At 69.4% G+C, this 12,258-nt stretch carries 13 protein-coding genes; 6 read left to right on the forward strand and 7 right to left on the reverse strand.

All coding sequences use genetic code 11. The features are described from left to right. Window positions 1–193: 193 nt before the first annotated feature. Complete coding sequence (gene cobF / locus H074_RS33970) at window positions 194–964, reverse strand: precorrin-6A synthase (deacetylating) (protein ID WP_007034628.1); 771 nt, start codon at window positions 962–964, stop codon at window positions 194–196. A 96-nt stretch (window positions 965–1,060) separates the two neighbouring features. On the opposite strand from cobF, the gene H074_RS33975 reads away from it, so the two are divergent. From H074_RS33975 to H074_RS33980, 3 genes are read left to right on the forward strand one after another with little or no spacing between them, the layout of a single operon-like run. Next, a complete protein-coding gene (locus H074_RS33975) occupies window positions 1,061–1,267 on the forward strand; it encodes a heavy-metal-associated domain-containing protein (protein WP_007034629.1) in 207 nt (68 codons plus the stop codon). Next, window positions 1,264–1,434 (forward strand): hypothetical protein, encoded by a 171-nt coding sequence (locus tag H074_RS41190; protein ID WP_167333190.1) that lies wholly within the window; start codon window positions 1,264–1,266, stop codon window positions 1,432–1,434. The genes H074_RS33975 and H074_RS41190 overlap by 4 nt, the downstream gene beginning before the upstream one ends. A gap of 41 nt (window positions 1,435–1,475) precedes the next feature. After that, the gene (locus H074_RS33980) at window positions 1,476–3,680 is read left to right on the forward strand and encodes a heavy metal translocating P-type ATPase (protein ID WP_051072075.1); all 2,205 of its coding nucleotides are present in this window, start codon (window positions 1,476–1,478) and stop codon (window positions 3,678–3,680) included. Here the strand turns inward: H074_RS33980 and H074_RS33985 are convergent, their stop codons facing one another. Further along, entirely contained in the window at window positions 3,681–3,962 is a 282-nt protein-coding gene (locus H074_RS33985) for a metal-sensitive transcriptional regulator (RefSeq protein ID WP_007034631.1), read from the reverse strand. A 166-nt stretch (window positions 3,963–4,128) separates the two neighbouring features. Here H074_RS33985 and H074_RS33990 point away from each other — a divergent pair, with 166 nt between their 5' ends. Continuing rightward, complete coding sequence (locus tag H074_RS33990; protein ID WP_007034632.1) at window positions 4,129–4,485, forward strand: YciI family protein; 357 nt, start codon at window positions 4,129–4,131, stop codon at window positions 4,483–4,485. 56 nt (window positions 4,486–4,541) lie between these two features. On the opposite strand, the gene H074_RS33995 is transcribed toward H074_RS33990, so the two are convergent. Next, window positions 4,542–5,210, reverse strand: coding sequence for a M protein (locus H074_RS33995; protein WP_007034633.1), 669 nt, complete (start codon window positions 5,208–5,210; stop codon window positions 4,542–4,544). Window positions 5,211–5,437: 227 nt separating this feature from the next. On the opposite strand from H074_RS33995, the gene H074_RS34000 reads away from it, so the two are divergent. Continuing rightward, window positions 5,438–6,133: a maleylpyruvate isomerase family mycothiol-dependent enzyme gene (locus H074_RS34000; protein WP_007034634.1), complete on the forward strand. Its 696-nt coding sequence runs from the start codon at window positions 5,438–5,440 to the stop codon at window positions 6,131–6,133. Here the strand turns inward: H074_RS34000 and H074_RS34005 are convergent, their stop codons facing one another. The 4 genes from H074_RS34005 to H074_RS34020 form a co-directional block, all read right to left on the reverse strand. Continuing rightward, window positions 6,134–7,468, reverse strand: coding sequence for a copper resistance CopC/CopD family protein (locus H074_RS34005; protein ID WP_007034635.1), 1,335 nt, complete (start codon window positions 7,466–7,468; stop codon window positions 6,134–6,136). It abuts the gene before it with no gap. Beyond that, entirely contained in the window at window positions 7,465–8,043 is a 579-nt protein-coding gene (locus H074_RS34010) for a hypothetical protein (protein WP_007034636.1), read from the reverse strand. The genes H074_RS34005 and H074_RS34010 overlap by 4 nt, the downstream gene beginning before the upstream one ends. A 114-nt stretch (window positions 8,044–8,157) precedes the next feature. Then, window positions 8,158–8,844, reverse strand: coding sequence for a winged helix-turn-helix transcriptional regulator (locus H074_RS34015; protein WP_007034637.1), 687 nt, complete (start codon window positions 8,842–8,844; stop codon window positions 8,158–8,160). A 40-nt stretch (window positions 8,845–8,884) separates the two neighbouring features. Continuing rightward, entirely contained in the window at window positions 8,885–9,724 is an 840-nt protein-coding gene (locus tag H074_RS34020; protein ID WP_152521550.1) for an AfsR/SARP family transcriptional regulator, read from the reverse strand. A 222-nt stretch (window positions 9,725–9,946) separates the two neighbouring features. Here H074_RS34020 and H074_RS34025 point away from each other — a divergent pair, with 222 nt between their 5' ends. Continuing rightward, window positions 9,947–12,220, forward strand: a complete 2,274-nt coding sequence (locus H074_RS34025) for a TOMM precursor leader peptide-binding protein (protein ID WP_007034639.1) — start codon at window positions 9,947–9,949, stop codon at window positions 12,218–12,220. Window positions 12,221–12,258: the final 38 nt, after the last annotated feature.

Genomic DNA, 12,258 nt, shown 5'->3' on the forward strand with positions numbered 1-12,258 from the left:
AGCTAAGCCTGACAGCGCCGATGGTACTGCAACCGAAGGGTTGTGGGAGAGTAGGACACCGCCGGACTAACTTTAAAGAAAAGGGCTCGGGCCCCGGTCGAGAACCATGAGTTCTCCCGGGGCCCGAGCCTTTTTATACCCGGGAACTCCGCAAGTAGGAGACTACTTGCGGAGGCGGGCCGCAAGTAGGTGACTAGTTGCGGGCGGGGGCGGGACGGCGCAGGTGGTAGATGTCCATGATCCAGCCCTTGCGGGACCGCGCCGAAGCGCGGACGGAGCGGATCTCCGCGGCGAGGGCGGCGGTAAGAGGGCCGGAGAGCAAGAGCTCGTCGGGCGTCCCGAGGTACGCGCCCCAGTAGATCTCCAGACCCGTGTCCACGAACCGCGAGAACGTGCACCCCGCGTCCAGCATCACGAACACGTCGTCCACGTCCGCGGGCCAGCCCGCATCGAGGCGGCGGCCGGTGGTCACGAGCACCGGCCGCCCGATCTGGTTCATCGTGGTCCGGTGCCGGGACGTCAGCGCGGCCACGCTGCTGATCCCGGGAACGACGTCGTACTCGAACTCGACGTTCCCCCTGGCGAGCACGGCGTCCAGCAACGCACACGTCGAGTCGTACAGCGCCGGGTCACCCCAGACGAGGAACGCGCCCCGCTCGTCCGGTCCGAGGGAAGCGATCATGGTCTCGTAGACGTCGGTCCGGAGCCGGTGCCAGTCGGCGACGGCCTTCCGGTAGTCGTCCGGAGTACGGTCGCGTTCGGGGTCCGGTGCCCGTACGACGCGGTAGCCGGGCCGTTCGACGAACCGGTCGAGGATCTCCTGGCGCAGACCCACCAGATCCTGTTTCTCCGAGCCCTTGTCGAGGACGAAGAAGACATCGGTCTCGTTCAGCCGCCGGACGGCCTGGACGGTCAGGTGTTCCGGGTCGCCGGCGCCGATGCCGATGGCGGAGATCTTCCTCATTTCCGCAGTCTGCCCACACCCTCCGTGCATGCCCCTACCCCCACGGGGTATAAAGGAAGTGATCGCTTCGCCTGTCCTGTAGAGGAGTTCGTACCGATGGCCGAAACCACCTACACCGTCAAGGGCATGTCCTGCGGGCACTGCGCCTCCTCCGTCACCGAGGAGGTCAGCGGGATCGCGGGTGTCAGCGCCGTGAACGTGGACGTCGCCAGCGGCAAGGTCACCGTCACCAGCGAGTCGCCCCTTGACGTCCAAGCCGTGGACGCGGCCGTCACCGAGGCCGGTTACCAGCTCGTCTCGTGAGCACCGCCGTCAAGGTGTCGGCGTTCGCCGCGGCTCTGGTCGCGGTGTTCGCCGTCGCCTGGGCGATCGGCTCCGCCGTCGGGCCGCTGGACGAGGCACCGGCCCCGCCGGCGCCGACCGGCGTGCACGAGGGGCATCACGAAGGCCACTCGGGAGGTACGCCGTGAGTGCCGGGACATTCCAGCGTGTCGAACTGGCCATCGGCGGGATGACCTGCGCGTCCTGTGCCGCGCGGGTCGAACGCAAGCTGAACAAGGTCGACGGCGTCTCCGCCACGGTCAACTACGCCACCGAGAAGGCGCAGGTCGACTTCCCCGCCGCGCTCTCGGTCGACGACCTCGTCGGCGTCGTCGAGTCCGCGGGCTACACGGCCCAGCCTCCCAAGCCCGACGAGGACGAAGACCAGACCGGGGCGCTTCGAACACGTCTCGTGGTTTCCGCCGTGCTCGCCGTGCCGGTGATCGTGACGGCGATGGTGCCGGCCTGGCAGTTCACCTACTGGCAGTGGGTCTCGCTGGTCCTGGCCGCACCGGTCGTCACCTGGGGCGCGTGGCCGTTCCACCGCCCCGCCTGGACGAACCTTCGCCATGGCGCCGCCACCATGGACACCCTGATCTCGCTCGGCGTCGCCGCCGCCACGCTCTGGTCGCTGTACGCGCTGCTGTTCGGCACCGCCGGGGTGCCCGGTATGCGGCACGGCTTCGAACTGACCATGGAACGCGGGTCCGGCGCGGGCAACCTCTACCTCGAGGTCGCCGCCGGGGTGACCACGTTCCTCCTCGCGGGCCGCTATTTCGAGGCCCGGTCCAAGCGCCGCTCCGGCGCCGCGCTGCGGGCGCTGCTCGAACTCGGCGCGAAGGACGTCGCGGTCCTCAGAGACGGTGTGGAGAGTCGTGTCCCGATCGGCGAGCTGAAGACGGGCGACGAGTTCGTCGTGCGGCCGGGGGAGAAGATCGCCACCGACGGTGTCGTGACCGACGGTGGGTCGGCCGTCGACCTGAGCATGCTGACGGGTGAAGCCGTCCCGGTCGAGGTGACCGCCGGGGACGCCGTCGCCGGCGGGACGGTCAACGCGGGCGGACGGCTCGTCGTCCGTGCCACCCGGATCGGCGCCGACACCCAGCTCGCGCGGATGGCACGGCTGGTCGAGGACGCGCAGAACGGCAAGGCGCGGGTCCAGCGGCTCGCCGACCGGGTGTCGGCCGTGTTCGTCCCGGTGGTGATCGCGCTCGCGGTCGGCACGCTCGGCTTCTGGCTCGGGGCGGGCAGCGGCGCCGACGCCGCCTTCACCGCCGCCGTCGCGGTCCTGATCATCGCCTGCCCGTGCGCGCTCGGCCTGGCCACGCCGACGGCGCTGCTGGTCGGCACCGGCCGAGGCGCGCAACTGGGCATCCTCATCAAGGGCCCCGAGGTGCTCGAGTCCACTCGCGCGGTCGACACCGTCGTCCTGGACAAGACCGGCACGGTGACCGCCGGGAAGATGAGCCTCACCGACCTCCATGGCGCCACTTACAAGGATGCGGCCAAAAGCGGTCCCGACGAGAACAATGCAGCTGAGACCGAGGTCCTGCGGCTGGCGGCGGCGGTCGAACACGCTTCCGAGCATCCGATCGCCCGCGCGATCGTCGCGGCCGCCGAGGAGCGACTGGGCAAGTTGCCTCCGGTCGACGGGTTCCGCAACGTCGAGGGCCTCGGCGTCCTCGGCGAGGTCGAGGGCAAGACCGTCCTGGCCGGGCGGCCGGCTCTCCTCGACCAGCACGGCATCACCGTCGGCGACGAGTTCACCCAGGTCAAGACGGCCGCCGAAGACCTTGGCGCGACCGCGGTCGTCGTCGCCTGGGACGGCGAGGCGCGGGGTGTGGTCGTCGTCGCGGACACGGTCAAGCCGACGTCGGCCAAAGCCGTGGCGGAATTGAAGGCGCTCGGGCTCCGCCCTGTCCTGCTGACCGGCGACAACACCGGTTCCGCGAAGGCCGTCGCCGCCGAAGTGGGGATCGACGAGGTCGTCGCGGAGGTGCTGCCCGCCGACAAGGTCGACGTCGTCAAACGGCTACAGGCCGAAGGTCGCGTGGTCGCCATGGTCGGCGACGGCGTGAACGACGCGGCCGCGCTCGCACAGGCGGACCTCGGCCTCTCGATGGGGACGGGGACGGACGCCGCGATCGAAGCGGGCGACCTGACGCTGGTGCGTGGTGACCTGCGCGCGGCCGTGGACGCCATCCGGCTCTCGCGCCGCACGCTCGGCACGATCAAGGGCAACCTGTTCTGGGCGTTCGCCTACAACGTCGCCGCGCTGCCACTGGCCGCGCTCGGCCTGCTCAACCCCATGATCGCCGGAGCCGCGATGGCGTTCTCCTCGGTTTTCGTCGTCACCAACAGCCTGCGGCTGCGACGCTTCCGTGGGGTGGCCTGATCAGGACCGGACCAGCCGGGCGATGGCGTCGGAGGCCTCCCGGACCTTGAGGTCGGCCTCTTCACCGCCCGCGGCGGCGGCGTGGACCACGCAGGTGGCGAGGTGCTCGTCCAGCAGTTCGAGGGAGAACGACTGCAGCGCCTTGGTGGCCGCGGACACCTGGGTCAGGATGTCGATGCAGTACTTGTCCTCTTCCACCATCCGCTGCAAGCCGCGGATCTGTCCTTCGATCCGGCGCAGGCGCTTGAGATAGGCCTCCCGCTCGGTGCCGTAGCCCGTCATTCCGCACCCGTTCTCTCGTCGTTACCGGTCATCGACCACTATACCCTCCCCGCGTATATGTCCGGGGAAGTGAAATTCGCGGGTGCCAGGATGTCGAGGACGCTCCGGCGGCTCCGACTCCTGTGTGAGCGGTCGGGCACCGGCCGGATGACCAGGAGGAACACCGATGAAGTACATGATCATGATCACGATGAACCCCACCGCCTGGGACGCCCTCCCCGAAGAGGAGCGCAACGAGGTGGTCGCCCGCATCGACCCTTTCATGAAGAAGCTGACCGAGAGCGGCGAACTGCTCGGGACGCAGGCGCTGGGGGAGCCGAAGGAGAGCACGGTGGTCCGGGTGCGTGACGGCGTCCCGGTCGTCACCGACGGCCCGTACGCGGAGTCGAAGGAGTACCTGGCCGGCTTCTACCTGGTCGAATGCGACAGCAAGGAGCGGGCGATCGAGATCGCGGGCCAGATCCCGGACGCGCACATCAACGCGATGGAGATCCGGCCGGTGGTCTATTCCTCGGGGGTGTGATTCAACCAGCCGGGCGCAGCCTGTCCGTTGAGGGTGGCGGCGGGGCGGGGCCCGGGCTAGGTGGCGGCCGCTTCGGTGCCGGTGCGGGCTTCGGGCCTGCTCCGGCGCTGAACGGGCACTTCCGGTTCCGGTGAGTCGGGCACGGCCAGTACCGACCCGGCTTCGGTGAGCAGTTCGCGGCAGCCGACCAGTTGTTTCAGCACGTCATCGCGCAGGCGGAGAGCCACGTCGGCTTTCTGCCGCGCCTCGGCGACGAGCCGCTCGCCCTCCGCGGCGGCGTCGTCGAGCAGTTTCCGCGCCCGCGCCTGCGCGGCTTCGTCCCGTGCGGCGAGCGCGCGCATCGCCTCCGCGCGGCGCAGTGACATGGCGCGCTCGAAGTCCTCGGCGATCCGCTTCCGTTCCGCCTCGGCCTTGGCTGCCTCTTCGGCGGCGCGCGCGGTGATGTCTTCGGCTTCCTCGCGGGTGAGTTCGAGCATCCGGCGCGATCGCTCCTGTAACGCGTCCGGCGCGATCGGCACGCGGCTGATCCGGTCGACGCTGGCCTTCAGTTCGCGATTTTCCTCTTGTGTGGCGGCGAGCTTCGCGGCGAGAGCCTCCCCGTGGCGGCGGGCTTCGTCGCGTTCGGCTGCCACTCGTCGTAGTTCGGCTTCCACCTCGCGAACGAATTCCCGGACCTGCGCGCGATTGAAACCACGCCACGCCAGATCGAAGCCGGGCATCTCCATTGGTCACCTCCACAGTGGTCGATGTGTCGCCGTTGGGCGGTTTCCTTTATCACACAGGGACTTTGCCACACGGGGCTTTCAACGACCAGTGTGCCTGAAGCCGCGACGACACGCGTCACGGGTGGGTGGTCTGTGCGCCGAACGGTCCGCGCAAGCGGGAAGAAGGGTGAAGCCCCCCGGCGATGGGAGAATGGACGACCATCGCTTACCCCTGAGGAGGTGGCTGCGTGACGAGCAGCCGAATTCGGGTCCCTGGCTGGAATACGGCGACAGCGGCCGAAGGATATCGGCAGGTCAGGGAGAACATCGCGATCTTGCTCACGGATCACGCGGGCGCGGACGGGCGGGTCGTACCGGCTTGTCCACAGTGGACCGTGCGCGAGCTGATCGCGCATCTGACCGAGATCTGCGACCGGGTGATCACCCGGTTCGGTGGCGAGGCCTGCCCGGTTCCGGAGAGCGCGTCGGCCGCCGAATTGCTGAAGCTCTGGATCGAACGCGGTCCCGAGGCCGACACCCTCCTCGCCGCCGACGGCGACGGGAAGAGCCGCGGCGACATCATGGTGATGGACGCCTTCACCCACGAACTCGATCTCCGCTACGCGCTCGGCGCCCCGCCGCCCGAGGCGCACGCGGCCTGGCTGCGCGGCTTCGAAGTGCTCGTCAGCGGGCTCGGTGCCTCGCTGGGCAGGCACGGACTGCCCGGGATGCGGATCGAGACCGAGGGCGCGACCTGGATCGCCGGCACCGAGCCGGTCGCCGCGGTGCTTTCGGGCGCGCCCGTGGACCTGTACCGGACGCTCGCCGGGCGCCGGAGCCCGGCCCAGATCGCCGCCATGGACTGGCTGGGTGATCCCGGGCCGTGGATCCGGGCCTTCACCTGGGGACCGTTCGCCCCGCCGGACGAGGCGATCGAGCGGTGATCAGCCGGTGGGGGACATCGAGGACAGTGCCGCGGCGAGCGCGAGCACCGCGGCCACGATCAGCACCTCGACCCCGACGCTGACCCGCAGTTTCCGCAGGTCGGCGGTCACCACGCCGGTGCCGCCGCGACCGGTGATCCCGCGGCGTACCGCGTTGCGGCTCATGTTCGCCACCAGCAGCAACGCGGCGAACCCGGTCAGCTTCAGCAGGAAGACGATGCCGTAGGCCGACGTCCAGAGCGCCTCCACCGACGGGACGAGCCGGAAGCCCAGGTAGGCGCCGCTGACCACCATGATCACGATCGACCAGGTGGCGATCGGGTGGAACCGCGCCAGCGCGGGCTCGGCCTCCGACGCGGAGTACCTGCCGCGCAGGAGCACGGCCAGCTGGATCAGCCCGCCCACCCAGACGGCCATCGCGCCGAAGTGCGCCAGGTCGGCGCTGACCGAGAGGAACATGATCTTGTCGGCCACCGCGTGCCCGGTCGCGGAGAAGCTCAGCATCACGATGAACCCGGCCGCGATGCCGAGGTTCTCGTAGCGCGACCGCAGCCGATCCGGCAGGTCGCCCGCGAGCAGCCGTCGCACGATCACGGCGAGCGCGCCGATCGCGGCCAGGCGCAGGAGCAGGAGCTTCCCGTACGCCACCCGCAGGGTCGCCTCGATCAGAGCCGGGTCGAAGATCGCGCCCGCCCCGCGGCCCGCGACGTACGGGCCTTGCAGCAGGAACCCGGCCACGGCCGTGACGCCCGAGAGCCACAGGCCCGCGGTGATCGGCTTCCGTGCCGCCGGATCGGTCCGGCCCCCCGGGCGGCAGACCAGCATGAACACCAGGCCGCCCAGCAGCGCGACACCGCCGAAGGAACCCCAGCGGAAGGTGGTGAACAGCGCGTCGGTCACCGGATCTGTCCCGGTGGAGGCGGACACCGCGCCCGCCGAGGTGATCAGGGGACCGGTGCCGATCACGAAGGCGATCGTGCCCCGCACCGGATGCGAGTCGGTCGAGACGAAGGCGTACTCGACGAGATAGCTGCCGTCGGGGAGATCGGGTTCGAGTTTGACGGCGACCTCTTCGGCCACCTCGCCCGGCTGGAACACCGGACCGGACACCACGTCGGTGCCGTGGGCGTCGACGACCTTGATCGAGTTCGGCTGGATGCCGATGTTCTCCGACAGGGTGATCGAGACCTGCGCCGGCGCCGAGGTGAGCCGGGCGCCGTCGGCGGGGTTCGAGGAGAGGAGTTCGACATGGGCCGACGCCGGGGCCGCGGCGAGCACCGCGACCCCGAGCCACGCCGCCACCAGGGCCAGGAGCGCGAAGAGCCTCCTGGTCACGACGCCGCGGTCGCCAGCTCACGCCGGCTTTCGGGCGAGCACGTGCAGCCGGTCAGCTCCCGTTCGGCGGCGGAGGCCTTCCGGTGCACGATCATCGCGATGATCATCGGGATGGTGACGATCGTGTTGTAGAACAGGTGCAGTTCCACGCGCGGGATGAACAGCTGGATGATGCTGCTCGGCGCGGTGCCGCCGCCGAGGCGCCAGCCGGTCTGCGCCTGGATCAGCAGGAGCAGATGTTCGATGTGGTGCCAGAACTGCAGGCCGAGCGCCAGGTTCCACCACTGCCGCGAGCGGCCGGCGAAGCCCTTGCGCAGGGCGAACAGCGCGATCAGCATGACGATGGCGTAGCCGTAGTGCAGCCATTCGGAGCTGATCAGCTTGGGGAAGGGGATGCCGAGCACGCCGCGGGCGTCCGCGGTCTTCCAGCCGAGGGCGTAGATCTGGAACGCCTGCACCAGGTGTTCAGTCCAGTGGGCCACCACGACCACCGCGAAGACGGCGAGCGACGCGCGGTGGTACTTCCCGTTGAGCGAGGCGAGCAGACCCGGACGATGGGGATCGAGTGCGGCCATGAAGGGCTCCTAGGGCGAAAGACCGGCCGGTGACGGATGTCGACGATAACCCGCCCGCGGGCCGTTTCCTTACTCCAGATTGCTGATCCGACCAGCGGTATTACGCCGTATGGCTCAGCGGACGACGATTCCGTCGGACACCTTGGGCGCCGAGGGAATGTGGAACAATTCCGTGAACAGTTCCAGATATTCGAAAGCGCCTTCGATGCGGACTTTCCCGGTTCGCGTCGCTTCGGCGGCGGTGAGGTCCCCGCTCAGCAGATCCTTGAAGAACGGGCCGAGCGGTTCGATGATCGCGTCGGCGCCGGGGTGCGTGCCGCCCGCGACCTTGAGCGCGCCGTCTTCGACGATCGCGTGCAAGACCATTTCGCCCGGGTAGTGCAGTTCGTAGGTGACCTGGACGCCCTTGGCCTTTTCGCTCCGGAAGGTCGTGTACAGCGAGAGGATCGCCGAGTCCAGGGTGAGGACGTCCTCGGGGGCCTGCCGTCCGAGTGACCGGGCGCCCCAGAGGCCGAGGTCCAGCACGATCTGATCGAGTTCGCTGCCGTACTCGGTGAGTTCGTAGACCACCGCGGCGTCGAGCTGGGGGAGCAGGCGGCGGCGGAGCACCCCGGACTGCTCGAGTTCGTTGAGCCGCGCGGACAGCGTGCTCGGCGGGATCTTGGGCAGACCCGCCTGCAGTTCGGTGAACCGCTTCGGGCCGAGGACGAGGTCACGGACGATCAGCAGCGACCAGCGTTCACCGATGATCTCCAGCGCGCGGGCCAGACCGCAGAACTGTCCATAGGTACGACTGCTCATCCGTCGATCCTCACTTTCGTTTCCGTGGCGGGAGTGGGTTTCACGCGGGTTCACCCTCGGAAAGCAGGCCGTGGTGCAGTACCTGCAGTTCGTCACAGGGTTCCACGCCCAGTTCGTTGTTGAGCCTCGCTCGCACCTGACGGTACGTGGCGAGTGCGTCGGAGCGCCGCCCGCTGCGTCCGAGCACGCGGATCAGCTGCCCGTGCAAGGCCTCGTCCAGCGGGTTCGCGGTGACCAGGGAACGCAGTTCGCCGATCAGCTCGTGCCGCATCCCGGCCGCGATGTCCGCCTCGATCCGCAGGTGCAGGGTGCTGCGCCGCTGTTCGACGAGGTCGACCGCGTACGCCGACAGCACTGGTCCACAGTGGACGTTCGCGAGCGGCGGCCCGGACCAAAGGTCGAGCGCGGACCGGAAGGCCTTCGCCGCTTCGGCGTGCTCGCCCCGCAGTTGAAGCTCCCGGCCCTTCTGCTGCAGCTTCTGGAACTCGAAGACGTCCACCTGCTCAGGGGCGATCCGGAACACGTACCCCGGCGGTTTCGTCGCCAGCATGGTCTCGCCGTACGGGGCCAGCTCGTTCTCTTCGATGCACTTGCGCAGCTGGTAGACGTAGGTGTGCATGGTGGTGCGGACGCTGCGCGGCGGGTCGTTGGCCCACAGTTCCTGCACGATCGTGTCGATGTGCACGATCTTCCCGGGGCTCATCACCAGCATGGCGAGCACCTGCAGCAGCTTCGGCGTCGTCGGCGCGTAGTCGATCCCCTCCCGCACGAGTTCGAGCGGGCCGAGGAGGGTGAAACGGACGGGGCTTGCGGGCAGGGCTGGAATCGGGTTAGGTGCCGAGCCGTGGTGCGTGTCCGCTACTCGTGATCCGGTGTACATCGCAAGCGCCCTCCGGCTCGATACGCGTCGTGACCTGATTCCCAGTACGTCGACAGTGACAGAGCGGCCGGTCAAGGGCCAGTGAGCCGTCCACCAGGTGCCGCGTGCGTGCGTCCCGGAAGAACATGGGTTTTTCACGCCCGGAGCGTGAATCGCACACTGGCCGGTGCGGGGCTTCGCCCAGCAGGATTCGAGAATCGAATCGACCTACTGGGGGTCTTCATGCGCGAGGCATCGTCCACGTCAGGCTCGATCGGCGGCGGTCTGGGATTCAAGCGGCATCTGCGTGCGGAGATCAGCGAGGGCAACGGTGCCTACCTGTTCTCGGAACAGGGGGTCATCGCGATGCGCGGCGCGCAGGTCGCGTCGGTGGCCGCCCTGCTCGACGGCACCCGTGACCTCGACGGACTCCTGTCCGCCTGCCCGGAGGGGATGAACCCCGAGCAGGTCACCGGGGTGCTGGCCCGGCTGGTCGAGGCCGGTCTGGTCACCGTCCGTGTCCCGGACGAGTTCAGCGGGGACGAACGCGCGCTCGCGTACTGGGACGCGTGCGGTCTCGACGCGTCCGCGGTGGCCTGCCGTCAGAAGCCGGCGACGGCGAGCCTGACCGCGATCGGCCGCGGCGTCGACACCTCGCAGGTGGCGAGCGCGCTGGCCGCGAGCGGCATCGAAGTGGTCGAGACGGCGTCCGAGCTGGCCATCGTGCTGTGCGACGACTACCTCGACCCTCGGCTGGCCGAAATCGACGCCGAGCACCGGCGCACCGGGCGGCCCTGGCTGCTGGCCCGGCCTTCGGGTTCGCAGGTGTGGATCGGCCCGATCATGCAGCCCGGCCGGTCCGGCTGCTGGCACTGCCTGACGAACCGGCTCTGGGGGCACCGGCACGCCGAGGCCTGTGTGCAGGAGGTCCTCGGACACGACGGCCCCGCCTCGTTCCCGATGCCCGCCGTGCCGCCGCTGACCGCGGCCGCGTCGCACCTGATCTCCCTCGAAGCGTCCAAATGGCTGGCGGGACACCGGTACCCGGGGCAGCAGGCCGTGTGGATCCTGGACACCCTCGACCTGCAGGGACGGCTGCACGAACTGCGGCGCCGCCCGCAATGCCCCGAATGCGGTGACGAAGCGATCGTCGCCGCGCGGACGGCCGAGCCGATCGTGCTGCGGGAGGCCAAGAAGGCGACGTCGGGCGGCGGCGGGCACCGGACGCTCACCCCGGTCGAGGTGCTCGACCGCTACGGACACCTGGTCAGCCCGGTCACCGGCATCGTCAAGGAGATCGCCCGCGACCCGAGGGCGCCTGCCTTCGTGAACGCGTACCGCTCCGGGCTGAACGTCGCGCGCCGCGTGCGCGGTGAGGCGGGGCTGCAGGCCGGGCTGCGCGGGGACAACGGCGGCAAGGGCGCGAGCCCGATCGACGCCGAGGTCGGCGCGCTGTGCGAGGCGATCGAACGGTTCTCGGCGAACTACCAGGGCGACGAACTGCGGATCCGCGACACCTTCCGCGCGCTCGGCGACGACGCCGTCCACCCGAACTCGTGCATGCTCTTCGACGAGCGCCAGTACGCCACCCGCGTCGAGTGGAACGCCAAGCACGCGAACTTCCAGTACGTCCCCGGACGGTTCGACACCGAGGCCGCCGTCGACTGGACGCCGCTGTGGTCGCTCTCGCAGCAGCGCCGGAAGCTGATGCCGACGGCGTACCTCTACTACGGTGTGCCGCCGGAGTGCGGGCTCACCGGGATGCGCGCGGACTCCAACGGCTGCGCGGCCGGAAGCAGCATCGAAGACGCGATCCTGCAAGGGCTGCTCGAACTCGTCGAACGCGACGCCGTCGCGATGTGGTGGTACAACCGGCTTCCCGTGCCCGGCGTCGACATCGCGTCGTTCGACGACCCGTGGGCCGAGGAGATGGTCGGCCAGTACGCCAGGGCGGGCCGGGAACTGTGGGTGCTCGACCTGACCGCGGATCTCGGTGTGCCGGTGATGGTCGCGCTGTCCAGGAGTATCGCCGGGCCGCGCGAGAACGTCATGATGGGCTTCGGCGCCCACCTGGATCCCAGGACGGCGCTGCGGAGGGCGGTCAGCGAGCTCAACCAGATGATCCCGGCGGTGCTCGCGAACGATGTCGAACTCGACGATCCCGACGCGTCGCAGTGGCTTCGGTACGCCACGGTCGCGAACCAGCCGTATCTGCTGCCGGCGCCGGGGCGGTCGGCGAAACGCGCCGCGGACTTCAAGTTCGTCCGGCGGCCCGATGTCCGTGACGACGTGGAGTGCTTGGTACGCAAGCTTTCCGCGCTGGGAATGGAGACGCTCGTGCTGGACCAGACCCGACCAGACATCGACCTCCCGGTGGTCCGGGTGGTCGTTCCGGGGCTGCGCCCGTTCTGGAGCCGCTTCGCCCCCGGACGGCTGTTCGACGTGCCGGTGCGGCTGGGCAGACTCGCCGAACCGACCCCCTACGACCGGCTGAACCCTTTCCCCATGTTCTTGTAGATCAAGCTGGAGCAGCAGTTGACGACAGATCCCCCCGG

Origin of the sequence: Amycolatopsis decaplanina DSM 44594 (assembly GCF_000342005.1) — a bacterium.
Lineage (GTDB): Bacteria > Actinomycetota > Actinomycetes > Mycobacteriales > Pseudonocardiaceae > Amycolatopsis > Amycolatopsis decaplanina.

Coding starts and splice junctions, on each gene's coding strand:
- H074_RS33995 (WP_007034633.1), bottom strand. CDS start 5,210: ATGGAGATGCCCGGCTTCGATCTGGCGTGGCGTGGTTTCAATCGCGCG.
- H074_RS34020 (WP_152521550.1), bottom strand. CDS start 9,724: ATGTACACCGGATCACGAGTAGCGGACACGCACCACGGCTCGGCACCT.
- H074_RS33975 (WP_007034629.1), top strand. CDS start 1,061: ATGGCCGAAACCACCTACACCGTCAAGGGCATGTCCTGCGGGCACTGC.
- H074_RS33990 (WP_007034632.1), top strand. CDS start 4,129: ATGAAGTACATGATCATGATCACGATGAACCCCACCGCCTGGGACGCC.
- cobF (WP_007034628.1), bottom strand. CDS start 964: ATGAGGAAGATCTCCGCCATCGGCATCGGCGCCGGCGACCCGGAACAC.
- H074_RS34025 (WP_007034639.1), top strand. CDS start 9,947: ATGCGCGAGGCATCGTCCACGTCAGGCTCGATCGGCGGCGGTCTGGGA.
- H074_RS33980 (WP_051072075.1), top strand. CDS start 1,476: ATGACCTGCGCGTCCTGTGCCGCGCGGGTCGAACGCAAGCTGAACAAG.
- H074_RS34010 (WP_007034636.1), bottom strand. CDS start 8,043: ATGGCCGCACTCGATCCCCATCGTCCGGGTCTGCTCGCCTCGCTCAAC.
- H074_RS33985 (WP_007034631.1), bottom strand. CDS start 3,962: ATGACGGGCTACGGCACCGAGCGGGAGGCCTATCTCAAGCGCCTGCGC.
- H074_RS34015 (WP_007034637.1), bottom strand. CDS start 8,844: ATGAGCAGTCGTACCTATGGACAGTTCTGCGGTCTGGCCCGCGCGCTG.